Here is a 15,458-nt window from a genome sequence, read left to right as displayed (position 1 = left end):
TCATGGATGAGGCGGAGTTCATGCGGGGCAGGGTCTACGGCGCCGACCACGACGACCCCGGGCCGCGGGCCGGCCGTGTCTACGCCCAGTTGGTGGGCGGCCCCCTGGACGGTCTGCTGCTGGACGTCACGGACCTCTCGGAGCGCGAGTGTGCCAGGGGAGTGGTCCTGGCGACGGAAATAGGCCGCTACGGCCCGGGCGGCCGCTCCGCGTACGGCCGGAGGCCGGACGACCGCCGACGCTTCGACTGGCGGGGCGACATGCCCTGACACCCCGCCGCCGGGGACGGTGAGGCGTACGTCTCCGCGGCTCCCGCCGGAAGCGGCGCCCCGCCCTGGCGTCCCACCGTCGGACACGATGACGCGTCCGCCTGCGCGATGAGGGCCGCGGGCGGCCAGTCGTGTGCGCGGCCGGGAGCCGGTCCGCTCGACGGCCCGACGAGGTCTCCACCCCCGCGGTCTCCCGCGGCCTGTGCCGCCACGTCGGCGGCGACATCGACTTCGACGCGGACTCCGCCTCCGAGGTCAGGTACCCCGAGGAGTACGACGGCGGCTTCTTCGCCGGCGGGGTCGGCCGCCGCTGGTCAAGCGGATCGGGGCCGGCCCGGACGGGAACGTGCCGTCCATCGACTCCTTCCCCTGGAGCGGCACCCAGGTGAGGGACACGGTCCTCGGCCCGGACGGCACGGTGCGCAACGCGCAGCCGGGCACGTGCCTGGACGCCTCGGGCGGTACGTGGAACGACGGCACGCCCGTGCACCTGTGGACCCGTGGACCTGTGGACCTGTGGACCTGCCACACCGGACCCCGCCAGAAGTGGCCCCTGCCCTGACGCGTGCCGTCAGGCGAGTCGGCTGTCGGCCGCCCGGGATCGGGCGGCCGGCAAGCCATTTCCGCCCGAGGGGTTGACGTGTACGCGGCGTGCTCGCTTCTATGGGAGCGCTCCCACAGGCTTGTCGTCCACCGTGACCGCACCACTCGTCCCCTGGAGTCGCCGTGCGCACCGCCCCACGCCCCTCGCCGAAGAGCAGAAGCCCCCTGTCCCGCCTGCTGACCGCACTGGCCACCCTGATCGGGCTGGTCGTCGTCGGTGTCCTCTGTCCGGCCGCCGCCCTGGCCCAGCCGTCCGCCGCCGCCCGGGCCACCGGTCTGCACATCAGTGACGGCAGGCTGCTGGAGGGCAACGGCAACGACTTCGTCATGCGCGGCGTCAACCACGCCCACACCTGGTACCCCGGTGAGACGCAGTCGCTGGCGGACGTCAAGGCGCTCGGCGCCAACACCGTCCGGGTCGTGCTGTCCGACGGCCACCGCTGGAGCGAGAACAGCCCCGCGGACGTGGCCGCCGTCGTCGGCCAGTGCAAGGCCAACCGCCTGATCTGCGTGCTGGAGGTGCACGACACCACCGGCTACGGCGAGGACGCCGCCGCCGGCACGCTCGACCACGCCGCCGACTACTGGATCGGCCTCAAGGACGTACTGGCCGGCGAAGAGGACTACGTCGTCGTCAACATCGGCAACGAGCCCTGGGGCAACACCGACCCGGCCGGCTGGACCGAACCGACCATCGCCGCGGTCGAGAAGCTGCGCGCCGCCGGCTTCCAGCACACGATCATGGTGGACGCGCCCAACTGGGGCCAGGACTGGCAGGGGGTCATGCGGGCCAACGCGCAGTCCGTGTACGACGCCGACCCCACCGGCAACCTGATCTTCTCGATCCACATGTACAGCGTCTTCGACACCGCCCAGGAGATCACCGACTACCTGAACGCCTTCGTCGACGCCGGACTGCCCCTTCTCATCGGCGAGTTCGGCGGCCCCGCCGACCAGTGGGGAGACCCCGACGAGGACACCATGATGGCCGCCGCCGAACAGCTCGGCCTCGGCTACCTGGCCTGGTCCTGGAGCGGCAACACCGACCCGGTCCTCGACCTCGCCCTCGACTTCGACCCCAGCCGGCTCAGCTCCTGGGGCGAGCGCGTCTTCCACGGCGCCGACGGCATCGCCCGGACCTCCAAGGAGGCGACGGTCTTCGGCGGCGGCGACCCGGACGACACCCGGGCCCCGACGGCGCCCGGCACCCCGGCCGCCACCGCCGTCACGGCCACCTCCGTCACCCTCGGCTGGAGCGCGGCCACCGACGACGTGGGCGTCGTCGGCTACGACGTGGTCCGGGTCGGTGACGGCGGCGAGGCCGCGGCCGCCACCTCCACCACCAACACCGCCACCGTGACGGGCCTCACCGCGGACACCGCCTACACCTTCGCCGTCTACGCGCGCGACGCGGCCGGCAACCGCTCGCCCCGCTCCGCCACCGTGGACGTCACGACCGGCGCGGGCGGCGGCACCCCCGGTGCCACGTGCTCGGTCGGATACCGCGTCGTGGGCGAGTGGCCCGGCGGCTTCCAGGGCGAGATCACCGTCCGCAACACCGGGACCGCGCCCCTGAGCGGGTGGACCCTCGCCTTCGCCTTCGCCGACGGCCAGCGGATCACGAACATGTGGGGAGGGACCCCGGTCCAGAGCGGCGGCGCCGTGAGTGTCACCCCGGCCTCCTACACCGCCACCGTCCCCGCAGGCGGCACGGTCACCCTCGGGTTCACCGCCGGGAGGGGCACCGCCAACACCGCCCCGACCGCGTTCACCCTCGACGGGGCCGCCTGCGCCACGCCGTGACCGTACGGCCCCACCGGCCGGTGGCGGCCAGGGGGCCGCGCCGGCCGGTGCCGGCCACGAGACGGGCCAGAGGCCTCAGAAGGACACCTCGCGGACACTGGCGCCGCTGCGCGGCTGCGTCGTCGCCGTGATCTCCGACCGGTGGCGGTTCGCCGAGAACGTCACCGTCAGCGTCCGCGGGTCGCTCTGGCTCGTGCTCACCGTGAAGCCCTGGACCGGCACGGCGGAGACCAGGCACACCCCGCCGCCGCCGAACCGCACGGTCGCCTTGCCGCCCTCCGACGGCACCGTGTAGACGCCGGCCCCGTCCTCCTCGCACCCCGGGCCGCCCCCGCCCGCCGGAGCCCGCGGGGCCGTGGTGCGGGCGGTCGGCGTCGGTGTCGGCGTCGGCGTCGGACTCGGGGAGGTCGGCTTCTCACTCGCCGGGGACGGCGTCGGACCGGGTTTCCGAGTGGTCGCCGACGGACTGGGCGAGGGCTCCGCGGTCGGGGACGCACTGGGCGGGGGCGCCGCCGGCGCGGCCGGGACCTCCCTCGGCGCCGACTGGGCGACCGGAGCAGTCGGCCGGGTCGAGCCCACCACGAAGTGGATCGTGATGATGACGGCCGTGACACTGGCGGCCGTGCACGACAGCCAGATGATCAGGTAGCGCAGGAGGCGGGACACGACACCATAGTGACGGACCGGCTAACGTGCCTGCCCATGGCCTCCGTACTTGTCGTCGAGGACGACCCTGTGATCCGGGCCGCGCTGATCGACGTCCTGACCGGACACGGCTACGCGGTGAAGACCGCGCACCAGGGTTTCGAGGCACTGCGCGACATCACACAGAGCCCTCCGGACATCGTGGTGCTCGACCTCGGGCTGCCCGACCTGGACGGACTCGACGTGCTGCGGATGATCCGCGGCATCTCCCGCGTCCCGGTGCTGGTCGCCACCGCCCGCGACGACGAGACGGAGATCATCCGGCTGCTCAACGCCGGGGCCGACGACTACCTGGTCAAGCCGTTCTCCGGCGGCCAGCTCGCGGCCCGTCTCGCCGCCGTGCTGCGCCGGTCCGTGCCCGCCGACGTCCAGGCGGCACGGCGGCCGGTCCTCCAGGTCGCCGACCTGCGCGTCGACCCCACCGCCCGCACCGCGCACCTGGCCGGCCGGGAACTGGCCCTGACCCGCCGCGAGTTCGACCTGCTCGCCTACCTGGCCGCCAACGCCGACCAGGTCATCTCCCGGCAGCGCATACTCACCGAGGTGTGGCAGCAGCCGTATCTGGAGGAGCAGACGGTGGACGTCCACCTCTCCGCGCTCCGCCGTAAACTGGACGAGAAGCCGCGAAAACCCCGCTATCTGCACACGGTGCGCGGCATCGGCATCAAGCTGGTCAGCTCGCCGTGAGACGAGCCCTCGCCGGGATCGCCCTGGCCGTCACCTCGATGGTGGCGCTGTCCTTCCTCATCCCGCTCGCCCTCCTCGTCCGCGAACAGGCCCGGGACCGGGCCACCACCGCCGCCGAGCAGCGCGCCTCGGCCCTGTCCCCGGTGCTCGCCCTCACCACCCGGCGCGCCGACGTGCAGCAGGCCGTCGCCGAACTCGGCTCGTCCGACCAGCTCGTGGTGCGACTGCCCGACGGCGGTTTCATCGGGACCCCGCACGCGCCGAAGGACGCACTCGACCGGGCCGTACGGGGGCGCGAGACGCTCGCCGTCGACACCGCGGACGGCTGGGTCTACCTCCAGCCCGTCGTCCTGCGGGGCGACCGCGTCGCGGTCGTGGAGGCCTACGTGCCCGCGGCGGACCTCACCCGGGGCGTGGCCGCCTCCTGGGGGGTCATGGCACTGCTCGCACTGGGCCTGGTCGGCGGCTCGGTCCTGGTCGCCGACCGGCTCGGGGCCCGCGTCGTCCGCTCCTCCCGCAGCCTCGAGCGCGCCTCGCTCGCCCTCGGCTCCGGCGACCTCGACGTACGGGTCGCACCGGACGGCCCGCCCGAGCTGCAGGAGGCCGGTGTGGCCTTCAACACCATGGCCGACCGGGTCGTCGACCTGCTCGCCGTCGAACGCGAACTGGTCGCCGACCTCTCCCACCGGCTGCGCACCCCCCTGACCGCCCTCTACCTGGAGGCCGACCGGATGGGTGCCACGCCGGGCGCCCGGCGGGTCACGGAGGCGGCCGGGCAACTGGAGGGCGAACTCGACGCGATCATCGCGGCGGCGCGCACGCCCCTGGCCGCCGCACAGTTCGGCGGAGCGGGAACGGGCACGGGGAAACCGTGCGACGTCGCCGAGGTGGTCGCCATGCGCCTGGACTTCTGGTCGGTCCTCGCCACCCAGCAGGGGCGTCCCTACGAGCGCTCCCTCACCCCGCGCCCCGCACCGGTGGCCTTCCCCGAGGACGACCTGGCGGCCGTCGTCGACGCCCTGATCGGCAACGTCTTCCGGCACACCCCGCAGGGCACCGCCTTCGCCGTGCGGGTGGAACGGGCGCAACGGCACGTCCTGCTCACGGTCGACGACGCCGGCCCGGGCGTGGCCGACCCCGAGGCCGCGCTCACCCGGGGCGTCAGCGTAGGCGGCTCCACCGGCCTCGGCCTGGACATCGTGGCCCGGGCGGCCGGCGCGGCGGACGGCGAGCTGACGATCACCCGCGCGCCGCTGGGGGGCGCGCGGGTGCGGGTGTCGTTCGTGCTCGCGGACCCGAGCGGCGGACGGTGACGAGCGTCAGCGACCGGTACCGAAGTCCTGGGTCCACCAGGGGCCGCCGTCACCGAAGTGGACGCCGACGCCCAGCTCCTTGAAGGAGCAGTTCAGTATGTTCGCGCGGTGCCCGGAGCTGTTCATCCAGGACTCCATCACCGAAGCGGCGTCCGCCTGACCCCTGGCTATGTTCTCGCCGAGGGCGGACCACTGGTAACCGGCGGCCTCCACGCGGCTCGCCATGGTGGAGCCGTCCGGGCCCGTGTGGGACATCACGCCGCTGCTCGCCATGACGTCGCTGTAGTCGTCGGCGGCCCGGGTCAGCCGGTCGTTCGCCGTGACCGGTGAGCAGCCCGCCTCGGCCCGCTCCTCGTTCACGAGCGCCAGCACCTGCGCCTCGGGCCCCCCGGCCTCGCCGGAACCGGAACCCGAACCCGCCCCCGAGGCAGCCCCGGAGCCGCCCGATCCCGTGCCGCCGCCCTCCGCCGGCCGGTCGCCGCCGCTCGTCACCGCCGTCCTCGCGGGAGCCGGGGAGGTGGCCGCCCGCGCGGGAGCGGTGGCCGGGCTCGCCGTCTTCGCCGGCTCGTCCTCGGTACCGCTTCCCTTCCCGTCCTCGTTCTTGTTCTTGTCCTTCGGCCCGGCGCTCGCGCTCGGCGAGCTGCCGGCCGTGGCGCTCGGGCTCGCCGGGCCGGAGGCGAGCGGCGCGGCGCCGCCCGCCGCGTCCTCGGCGCCCGGCGCCTGCCCGGCGGCGCTCGTGGCGACCCGGTCCGAGGCCCGGTCCTCGTCGCCCCCGGCGACGGCCAGGGTGATCCCGACGCCCGCCGTCACCGTGACGGCGCCGAGCACCAGTGCGGTGCCGCGAGTCCTGAGCCCGCCGCGGGGACGGGCGTGGGAACGGGACGGGCGAGCGGCTCGGCGGGAACCCATACGCAGGACACCTCGGCTTGTCGGTCGGCTGACGGGACCCCGCACCCGGTGGACGCGACCGCGCCCACCGGGCCTGTGGGGGGTGGTCGAGAGCGTAGGACGCGGCCGGCGCGGAAAGGACCGTTCGAAGGTGATCTTCAGAAAGCCTTAAAGGAGCCGCCAAAGTCCGCTGAGGAAGCGTGACGCCGACGGACCGACCGGTTCCCGCCCGTCACCCGCCCGCGTCGCCCGCCCTCGGGCCGGCGCGCGGCGCCGTGAGGTGAAGCGGGGCCCGTACGCCCGGCCGGCGCCCCTCCCCGGGCACCAGGGGGAGCCGTCCCCCGCCCCGACGAATGCCCGGCCGGGGCCGGGCCGCCGGGCCGCGACACCACCGTCCGCGGTGACGAGGGCCCTCGCGGCCGGGGTCCCACCGCCGGATCGGGGTAGGCGGAGAGGACCCGAAGGAGGACTGCCATGACGACGTACGTCATCTCGGTGCCGGGGACCTTCACCGGCACCGTCCAGGACGTCACGAAGGACGAGCTCGCCCGGGCGCTGCGCCCGGCCGACCCGCACCGCACCCACCTGGGGGACGAGGAGGACCTCGACGCCCTCTCGGTCAACGACGACGGCACCTTCACCATCCGCCTCACCGTGGAGGCGGACACCGCCGCCCACGCGGAGCACCGCGCCCAGGAGGTCGCGGACTCCGCCCTGCGCGAGGTGGGCCTGTACGGGTCCAGCGCGGCCCTCGGACCCTCGGTGGTCACCGGCATCGACTCCGGCTCCGACGCCCCGCCCGGCCGCAACGGCACGCACCCGTGAGTGGCCCGGCTCACATGGCGTACCGAGGACGGCGCCGACACCATGGTCTCGTCACCCGGCAGGCTGAAGGGATCAACAATGTTCCGCAAGGTGCTGGTCGCCAACCGCGGTGAGATCGCGATCCGGGCGTTCCGCGCGGGTTACGAACTCGGCGCGCGCACCGTCGCCGTCTTCCCGCACGAGGACCGCAACTCGCTGCACCGGCTGAAGGCCGACGAGGCCTACGAGATCGGGGAGCCGGGGCACCCGGTGCGCGCGTACCTCTCCGTGGAGGAGATCGTCCGCGCCGCACGCCGTGCGGGAGCCGACGCCGTCTACCCGGGTTACGGGTTCCTGTCCGAGAACCCCGAACTGGCCCGCGCGTGCGAGGAGGCCGGCATCACGTTCGTCGGGCCGAGCGCCCAGATCCTCGAACTGACCGGCAACAAGGCCCGGGCCGTGGCCGCCGCCCGCGCGGCGGGCGTACCGGTGCTCGGCTCCTCCGCGCCCTCCACCGACGTGGACGAACTCGTCCGCGCCGCCGACGACGTCGGGTTCCCCGTCTTCGTCAAGGCGGTCGCGGGCGGTGGCGGGCGCGGCATGCGCCGCGTGGAGGAACCCGCCCAGCTGCGCGAGGCCATCGAGGCGGCGTCCCGGGAGGCGGCCTCCGCCTTCGGCGACTCCACGGTCTTCCTGGAGAAGGCCGTCGTCGAACCCCGCCACATCGAGGTGCAGATCCTCGCCGACGGCGCGGGGAACGTCATCCACCTCTTCGAGCGGGACTGCTCGGTCCAGCGCCGCCACCAGAAGGTCATCGAGCTGGCACCCGCCCCGAACCTCGACCCGCGGCTGCGCGAGCGGATCTGCGCCGACGCCGTCAACTTCGCCCGGCAGATCGGCTACCGCAACGCCGGCACCGTGGAGTTCCTCGTCGACCGCGACGGCAACCACGTCTTCATCGAGATGAACCCGCGCATCCAGGTCGAGCACACGGTCACCGAAGAGGTCACCGACGTCGACCTCGTCCAGTCCCAGCTGCGCATCGCCGCCGGCGAGACACTCGCGGACCTCGGTCTCGCCCAGGAGGACATCACCCTGCGCGGCGCGGCTCTCCAGTGCCGCATCACCACCGAGGACCCGGCCAACGGCTTCCGCCCGGACACCGGGCAGATCAGCGCCTACCGCTCGCCCGGCGGCTCCGGCATCCGCCTCGACGGCGGCACCACCCACGCCGGTACGGAGATCAGCGCCCACTTCGACTCGATGCTGGTCAAGCTCTCCTGCCGCGGACGGGACTTCACCACCGCCGTCAACCGCGCCCGGCGGGCGGTGGCCGAGTTCCGCATCCGCGGTGTCGCCACCAACATCCCCTTCCTGCAGGCGGTGCTCGACGACCCGGACTTCCAGGCCGGGCAGGTCACCACGTCGTTCATCGAGCAGCGGCCGCACCTGCTGACCGCCCGGCACTCCGCCGACCGCGGAACGAAGCTCCTCACCTACCTCGCCGACGTCACGGTGAACAAGCCGCACGGCGAACGCCCCGACCTCGTCGACCCGCTGACCAAGCTGCCGCCGTTGCCCGCCGGTGAACCCCCGGCCGGCTCCCGCCAGCGGCTCGCCGAGCTGGGCCCCGAGGGCTTCGCCCGCTGGCTGCGCGCCTCGCCCACCATCGGCGTCTCCGACACCACGTTCCGCGACGCCCACCAGTCGCTGCTCGCCACCCGGGTCCGCACCAAGGACATGCTCGCCGTCGCCCCGCAGGTCGCGCACACCCTGCCCCAACTGCTGTCCCTGGAGTGCTGGGGCGGCGCCACCTACGACGTGGCGCTGCGCTTCCTCGCCGAGGACCCGTGGGAGCGCCTGGCCGCCCTGCGCGAGACGGTCCCCAACATCTGCCTCCAGATGCTGCTGCGCGGCCGCAACACCGTGGGCTACACCCCGTACCCGACCGAGGTGACCGACGCCTTCGTCCAGGAGGCGGCGGCCACCGGCATCGACGTCTTCCGCATCTTCGACGCCCTCAACGACGTCGACCAGATGCGGCCCGCCATCGACGCCGTACGGCAGACCGGCACCTCCGTCGCGGAGGTGGCCCTGTGCTACACCGCCGACCTGTCCGACCCCGCCGAGCGGCTGTACACGCTCGACTACTACCTGCGGCTCGCCGAGCGGATCGTGGCCGCCGGCGCCCACGTCCTGGCGATCAAGGACATGGCCGGCCTGCTGCGGGCGCCTGCCGCGGCGACGCTGGTCTCCGCGCTGCGCCGGGAGTTCGACCTGCCGGTGCACCTGCACACCCACGACACCACCGGCGGTCAGCTCGCCACCTACCTCGCCGCGGTCCAGGCCGGCGCGGACGCCGTCGACGGAGCGGTGGCGTCCATGGCGGGCACCACCTCGCAGCCGTCCCTGTCGGCGATCGTCGCCGCGACCGACCACACCGAGCGACCCACCGGCCTCGACCTGCAGGCCGTCGGCGACCTGGAGCCGTACTGGGAGAGCGTCCGCAAGGTCTACGCCCCCTTCGAGGCGGGCCTGGCCGCACCGACCGGCCGCGTCTACCATCACGAGATCCCCGGCGGCCAGCTCTCCAACCTGCGCACCCAGGCCATCGCGCTCGGTCTCGGCGACCGCTTCGAGGACATCGAGGCGATGTACGCCGCCGCCGACCGGATGCTGGGCCGCCTGGTGAAGGTCACGCCCTCCTCGAAGGTGGTCGGCGACCTGGCCCTCCACCTGGTGGGCGCCGGGGTCTCCCCGGCGGACTTCGAGGCGGAACCGGACCGGTTCGACATCCCCGACTCCGTCATCGGCTTCCTCCGCGGTGAGCTGGGCACCCCGCCCGGAGGCTGGCCCGAGCCGCTGCGCACCAAGGCGCTGCGCGGCCGTGCCGGGGCCAAGCCGGTGCCGGAGCTGTCCGCCGACGACCGCACGGGGCTGGCCAAGGAGCGCCGGGCCACCCTCAACCGGCTGCTCTTCCCCGGGCCGGCACGCGAGTTCGACACGCACCGCGCCTCCTTCGGCGACACCAGTGTGCTGGACAGCAAGGACTTCTTCTACGGACTGCGTCCCGGCATGGAGTACACGGTCGACCTCGACCCCGGTGTCCGGCTGCTCATCGAACTGCAGGCGGTCGGCGACGCCGACGAGCGCGGCATGCGCACCGTGATGTCCTCGCTCAACGGCCAGCTCCGCCCGATCCAGGTCCGCGACCGGTCGGCGGCCTCCGACGTGCCGGTCACGGAGAAGGCCGACCGGAACGAACCCGGCCATGTCGCCGCCCCCTTCGCCGGCGTGGTGACCCTCGCCGTCGCCGAGGGCGACGAGGTCGAGGCCGGCGCCACCGTGGCCACCATCGAGGCCATGAAGATGGAGGCCACGATCACCGCCCAGAAGTCCGGCACGGTGACCAGGCTCGCCATCAACCGCGTCCAGCAGGTCGAGGGCGGCGACCTCCTCGTGCAGCTCGGCTGAACACGGCGGCGCCCCGGCCGGCCCACCGGCCGGGGCGCCGCCGTCGCCTCACGCCTCCTTCGGGGCCGCCTGCTGCACCACCTCGAAGGACCACACCGTGGACCCGCTCGCCGCGGGCTTCGGGCGCTCGCCGCCCCCGGCGCCACCGCCCTGGTGCGCCGCCTTCATCGGCCCCTCCATCCAGGCCTGGAAGGACTCCTCGTCACGCCACCGCGTGTAGACCAGGTAGTCGTCGGTGCCCTCCACCGGGCGGAGGAGCTCGAACCACTCGAACCCGTCGGAGCTCTCCACGGCGTGGGCCCGCGAGGCGAAGCGCTTCTCCAGCGTCTCGCGCTGCTCGGCGGGGACGGTCAGCACGTTGATCTTTACCACACTGGGCACATGACACCTCTCAGAACACAGGCCGGGCACCGTACCCAGCCTTGATCACATGCGTGCAGTCTCCTACATCCGCCAGCCGAAAAGACGTGAGGACGACTCCCAGGCGCCGCCCATGGCACAGCGCGACCGACGCGCCCCGCCGCCGAAAGCCTTCTCGCCGCACCGAAAGAGGAGATCGGCACGCGTACCCGGGACGACCGGGCCGGCGCCCGGGGCTCCGAAAATGATCTCGGGCCCTCCCGCCTGTCTCTTTCAGCCTGTGCAGGGTACGTTTTTGGCCGATAACCCGAGCCGCCGCCGTCGGTCCGGCGGCAACCGGGAGGCCGGATTCCGGATACCGTACGCGTCCGCGCGCTTCCGCCGGGGGCCTCTCCCGCGGCGGGGCACGCGGCGTGCGGCACGCCGGCGGCGAAGGCCGTGTTCACCACCGGGAACGCCTCGCATGCCCTCGACCGCGGGGACGGCGGAGCGTCGCGGCGGGCGCGCGGCCCGGCCGGTCGACGGCAGGCCGTCCCGTTCTCCGCACAGTTCAGCAGCCCTCCTCGCACGAGGTGGCGGATCCCGGCTCGGGACCGGTACGGCCGACGGCGATCCGCAACGGGCGCCACCCGCTCGGAGAATCCGTCCGGCACCACGGCTGCCGAAGCAAAGCGGGAACACCGGGCGCCGCACCGCCGCCCGAAACGCGCCACCCCGGCCCGGTGATCACGGACGGCGCGGGTGCGACAGGAACCACCCGTCCCGATGCTGCCGCGCCGGGACGCGGCGTGCCCCGCGCCGGTCGCGCGAGATCGGACCGGCCCCTGTCCGCACACCCTTGTCCTTCACGTCGACGCCTGGCTAAGCTCCCGGATGTTTCAACTTCTGCACCTCTTCTGCACATTTTTTTCATTTGTGGCGCCATTTCTTATGCGGACTCGTAAGTGATTTCGAGTGTGACGGCGGAAACGAGGAGGGCTGAGCATGGAATCTTCCGTCCCCGAGAAGGGGGCCCCGCGTGCCCGGACCGTTTCGGCTCCGCCGGCCCTGACCAAGGACACCGGACCCGTCACTCGCGATGTCCGGCTCTTCTGGTGCGCCGGCGCTGCCGACGCCCTGGGCAGCCAGGCGTCCGGGGTCGTCCTGCCGCTGCTGCTCCTCGGGCTCGGTTACTCGCCGGCGGTGGTGGGACTGGTCGCGGGGGTGTCCACGGCGACCGGGCTGGTGCTCGGCCCACTCGTCGCGATACCCGCAGACCGTGGCAGGCGCAAGCAGGTGATGTTCTGGTCGGCGACGGTATCGGCGCTCGCGATGGGCTCCGTGGCCGTGGCCCTGGCCGTCGCGGAAGGACGGCCCTCCCTGGTCCATCTGCTCACCGCCGTTCTCGTGGAACGGACCGCCACCGCTTGTTACGAGGCGGCGGCCCGCGGCACGGTGGCCCTGATCTCCACGCCCGGGAACCTCACACGCGTGGTGGCCGGGCTGGAGGCGGGTGACCGGGGCGCCCTGGTCGCGGGACCCGCTCTGGGCGGCATCCTGTACCAGGTCTCGCGCGCGCTGCCCTTCTTGCTGGACGCCGTCTCGTACGCCGTCACGGCCGTGTGCGTCCGGGCCATGCGCTCGGACCTGCGGGCCGGCCGGACCGACAGCGCGGACGCGGTGGGCACGACGCACCGGGCGGACGCGTCGGACCGGGCTGACGGCGCGTCGGAACCGGCCGCCGCCCCGCCCCGGGAGGGATCCGCGCCGCGACCCGCGACCCGCTCCGTCCGCGGTGCCCGGTCCGCTCTGGTCGCCGAGGCGGGCGCCGGCCTGCGGCTCGTCCGGACGACACCCCTGCTGCGGCTGGTACTCGTGTGGACCACCACCGTCAACGGCGTACTGGCCGCGCTGTACTACGACGCCCTCTTCACCTTGCAGGAGAGCGGCCACGGGAGCACGTCCATGGGCCTGGTCCTGGCGCTGTCCGGCGCCGCCGGACTCGCCGGTTCGCTCGCCGCGCCCCGGCTGGTGCGCGGACTCAGCCCCGTGCGGGCGGTGGTGACGGTTTCCTGGCTCATGATCCCGCTCGCCGCCGCGCTCGCGATGTCCGGGGGACCGTGGACGTACGGGGCGCTGTTCGGCGGGTTCTGCCTGATCATGCCGCTGGCCACGGTGATCCTCCAGGCCCGCGCGATCCAGGGGACGCCGCCCGGACTCCAGGCCCGAGCGGGCTCCGTGCTCGCCGTCGCCGCCGGGGGAGCCGCCGCCGTGGCGCCCGCGTTCGCCGGGTTCCTGACGGCTCACGCGGGGACGGCCGTACCCGCGCTCGCCTCCGCCGGAGCCCTGGTCCTGCTCGCCCTGCACACGACCCTCGGCGCGGGACGCGTGCTGGTACCGGACGTACCGCCGAAGGGCACGTCCGCGGGAGACGTTTTGGCGCGGAGGCGAGACCGGTGACCGGCTCCCGCTACCAGGTCTACCTCGCCGCCCTGCCCGAGGTCTGCGCCGCCGATCCGGCGCTGATGGTGTTCACCGCGGACGCGAAAGGCAGGTGCGAGGTGTTCGCCTGGGACGCGCGGACCGGGCGTGCCCGTCAGGTGACCGACCGGCCCCGGGGCACTGCGCACGGAACGATCGACCGGGACGCGAACGTGTGGTGGTTCGACGAGGACGCGCACGGCGAGGGGCTCTGGCGGTTCCAGCCCTTCCGCGGCGGCCCCGACCTCCCCGGGCTGACCGACGTGCCCCGGGGCACCCCGCGCGGCCTGGCGGTGAGCGACGACGGGATCGTCGCCATGGGGCTGGGGAACGGCCGGACGACCACCGTCCACCTGGGGCGGCGCGGCGCTCCCGCACGCGAGGTGACGCGCGTCGACCAGCACGCCACACTGTCCGGGGCCGGCGCCGCGGCCGGTCTGCTGGCGATCAGCGGGCCCGCTGGTTCCGCGCACGCCGTGACCGTCCTGGCCGCGGACGGCACACCTCGCGCCGTGCTCTCCGGTTCCGGGGCACACGGCAGGCTCTGGTCGCTCGGCTTCGCGCCCACCGGCGAACGCGACGAACTGCTGCTGGTGCGCGAGGACGGCAACCGCTACCTGCTGGCCAGTTGGCGGCCGGAGACCGGCATCCGTACGTACCCGTGGTGCGCGTTCGACAGCGAGATCACCGCCCGCTGGTACCCGGACCAGGACGCGGGGCGCACCGTCCTGGTCCGCGAGGACCGCCACGGCCGCAGCACCCTGCACCGGGCCCGTCTGGACACCGGCACCCTCACGCGCGTGCCGACACCACCCGGCAGCCTGCTGGACGCGGCGCCGCGAGCCGGTGGCGACGTGCACTACCTGTGGACGGACACCGCCCATCCGCCGCGCATGTGCTCCACGGCCGGTACCGCGCTGCCGGCCCTCGGCACCGTGCCGGGGCGCGTCCCGGGCGACCACCGCGATCTGTGGACGCCGACCCCGGACGGTCCCGTGCACACATGGCTCAGCCTTCCCGAGGGACACGGCCTGCCACCGGAATCCGAATCCCCGCGGGACGAATCCCCGCGGGACGAATGCCCTCACGGCCGGGCAGCCGGAGAGCGGGGCGCGCCGCCGCCCGTGGTCTTCCTCGTGCACGGCGGTCCCGCCGACCACGACCGCGACGCCTACGACGGCGTCGTGCACTCGCTCGTGGCGTCGGGCTTCGCCGTCGCGCGCGTCAACTACCGCGGCTCCACCGGCTACGGCCCCCGATGGCGCCGGGCCTTCGGCGCGGGCGTGGGGCTCACGCAGGTCGAGGACCTGGTGGCGGTGCGCGCCGACCTGATCGGACGCGGACTGGTGCACCCGGACGCCGTCGGACTGTGGGGCACCTCGTGGGGCGGCTACCTCGCGTTGCTGGCCCTCGGCACCCGCCCCGGACTGTGGCAGGCGGGGGTCGCCGTCAAGCCCGTCGCCGACGGCGTCGCCGCCTACCGCACCACCACGCCCGCACTGCGCACCCTGGACGAACGCCTGTACGGAGGCACGCCCGACGAGGTGCCCGACGCGTACGCCCGCAGTTCACCGATCCGGTACGCCTCGCGCGTGCGGGCACCACTGCTGGTCGTGGCCGCCACCCGGGACGCCAAGTGTCCGCCCGGCCAGGTGCGCGGCTACCTCGCCGCGCTGCGCGCCGCCGGAATCCGTCACGAGTCGATGTGGCTCGACAGCGGGCATGACGGCTACGACGGCGGCGACCACGTCGCCGTACTGCGCCGCGCCGTGGTCTTCCTCGACCGCGAGCTGCGCGGCCCGCACCGCGCCCCCAAGACGCCCCCCGCCGACCGGAGGGGGGATCCCGGCCGCGTCCGTACCGCGGCGGCGGCCGGGACGGGTACCGCCGGACACACCGAGAGGAGAACCGCCCATGCAGAAGGACATCATCCACAACGACCCGCTCGAGGGTGACGAGGAGAACCGGAAGCCGAGCGTCGGCGTCACGGTCACCATTCCGTTCCGCAACGCCGAGGACACGGAGGAGAACTGATCCTCGCCGGCCGGCCCGGTGTCCACCGACGCCGGGCCGGCCGGTCGGCCCGGACCAC

Annotated in this window: 13 protein-coding genes; 10 read left to right on the top strand and 3 right to left on the bottom strand. The window is 73.9% G+C overall.

The annotated features are described in order from the left end of the window. The first annotated feature begins 2 nt into the window (after positions 1 to 2). The 3 genes from ACVV2G_RS29410 (at position 3) to ACVV2G_RS29400 (ending at position 2,675) form a co-directional block, all read left to right on the top strand. Positions 3 to 269, top strand: a complete 267-nt coding sequence (locus ACVV2G_RS29410; protein WP_453845815.1) for a hypothetical protein — start codon at positions 3 to 5, stop codon at positions 267 to 269. 346 nt (positions 270 to 615) lie between these two features. Next, on the top strand, positions 616 to 831 hold the full coding sequence (locus ACVV2G_RS29405) for a hypothetical protein (RefSeq protein ID WP_453845847.1): 216 nt from the start codon (positions 616 to 618) through the stop codon (positions 829 to 831). Between the two features lie 164 nt (positions 832 to 995). Beyond that, the gene (locus tag ACVV2G_RS29400) at positions 996 to 2,675 is read left to right on the top strand and encodes a cellulase family glycosylhydrolase (protein WP_453845814.1); all 1,680 of its coding nucleotides are present in this window, start codon (positions 996 to 998) and stop codon (positions 2,673 to 2,675) included. A 75-nt stretch (positions 2,676 to 2,750) separates the two neighbouring features. Here the strand turns inward: ACVV2G_RS29400 and ACVV2G_RS29395 are convergent, their stop codons facing one another. Further along, positions 2,751 to 2,963, bottom strand: coding sequence for a hypothetical protein (locus ACVV2G_RS29395; RefSeq protein WP_453845813.1), 213 nt, complete (start codon positions 2,961 to 2,963; stop codon positions 2,751 to 2,753). Between the two features lie 67 nt (positions 2,964 to 3,030). Here ACVV2G_RS29395 and ACVV2G_RS29390 point away from each other — a divergent pair, with 67 nt between their 5' ends. From ACVV2G_RS29390 to ACVV2G_RS29380, 3 genes are read left to right on the top strand one after another with little or no spacing between them, the layout of a single operon-like run. After that, positions 3,031 to 3,324: a hypothetical protein gene (locus tag ACVV2G_RS29390; protein ID WP_453845812.1), complete on the top strand. Its 294-nt coding sequence runs from the start codon at positions 3,031 to 3,033 to the stop codon at positions 3,322 to 3,324. A gap of 53 nt (positions 3,325 to 3,377) precedes the next feature. Continuing rightward, positions 3,378 to 4,067 (top strand): response regulator transcription factor, encoded by a 690-nt coding sequence (locus ACVV2G_RS29385; protein ID WP_453845811.1) that lies wholly within the window; start codon positions 3,378 to 3,380, stop codon positions 4,065 to 4,067. Continuing rightward, positions 4,064 to 5,380, top strand: a complete 1,317-nt coding sequence (locus ACVV2G_RS29380) for a sensor histidine kinase (RefSeq protein WP_453845810.1) — start codon at positions 4,064 to 4,066, stop codon at positions 5,378 to 5,380. The genes ACVV2G_RS29385 and ACVV2G_RS29380 overlap by 4 nt, the downstream gene beginning before the upstream one ends. Positions 5,381 to 5,386: 6 nt before the next feature. Here the strand turns inward: ACVV2G_RS29380 and ACVV2G_RS29375 are convergent, their stop codons facing one another. After that, positions 5,387 to 6,289 carry a CAP domain-containing protein gene (locus ACVV2G_RS29375; protein ID WP_453845809.1) on the bottom strand — a complete coding sequence of 301 codons (903 nt, stop codon included), beginning with the start codon at positions 6,287 to 6,289 and terminating at the stop codon, positions 5,387 to 5,389. 453 nt (positions 6,290 to 6,742) lie between these two features. Here ACVV2G_RS29375 and ACVV2G_RS29370 point away from each other — a divergent pair, with 453 nt between their 5' ends. Then, on the top strand, positions 6,743 to 7,093 hold the full coding sequence (locus ACVV2G_RS29370) for a hypothetical protein (protein ID WP_453845808.1): 351 nt from the start codon (positions 6,743 to 6,745) through the stop codon (positions 7,091 to 7,093). A gap of 78 nt (positions 7,094 to 7,171) precedes the next feature. Further along, positions 7,172 to 10,546 (top strand): pyruvate carboxylase, encoded by a 3,375-nt coding sequence (locus ACVV2G_RS29365; RefSeq protein WP_453845807.1) that lies wholly within the window; start codon positions 7,172 to 7,174, stop codon positions 10,544 to 10,546. A gap of 48 nt (positions 10,547 to 10,594) precedes the next feature. Here ACVV2G_RS29365 and ACVV2G_RS29360 read toward each other — a convergent pair whose 3' ends face one another. Continuing rightward, positions 10,595 to 10,927, bottom strand: a complete 333-nt coding sequence (locus tag ACVV2G_RS29360) for an antibiotic biosynthesis monooxygenase family protein (protein ID WP_453845806.1) — start codon at positions 10,925 to 10,927, stop codon at positions 10,595 to 10,597. A 963-nt stretch (positions 10,928 to 11,890) separates the two neighbouring features. Here ACVV2G_RS29360 and ACVV2G_RS29355 point away from each other — a divergent pair. After that, positions 11,891 to 13,345, top strand: a complete 1,455-nt coding sequence (locus ACVV2G_RS29355; RefSeq protein ID WP_453845805.1) for an MFS transporter — start codon at positions 11,891 to 11,893, stop codon at positions 13,343 to 13,345. Then, positions 13,342 to 15,321 (top strand): alpha/beta hydrolase family protein, encoded by a 1,980-nt coding sequence (locus tag ACVV2G_RS29350; RefSeq protein ID WP_453845804.1) that lies wholly within the window; start codon positions 13,342 to 13,344, stop codon positions 15,319 to 15,321. The genes ACVV2G_RS29355 and ACVV2G_RS29350 overlap by 4 nt, the downstream gene beginning before the upstream one ends. The last annotated feature ends 137 nt before the right edge of the window (positions 15,322 to 15,458 follow it).

It is taken from the genome of Streptomyces sp. JK94 (assembly GCF_053613315.1).
The sequence above is the reverse complement of the archived record's forward strand: the minus strand, read 5'-3'. Positions and strand labels throughout refer to the sequence as shown.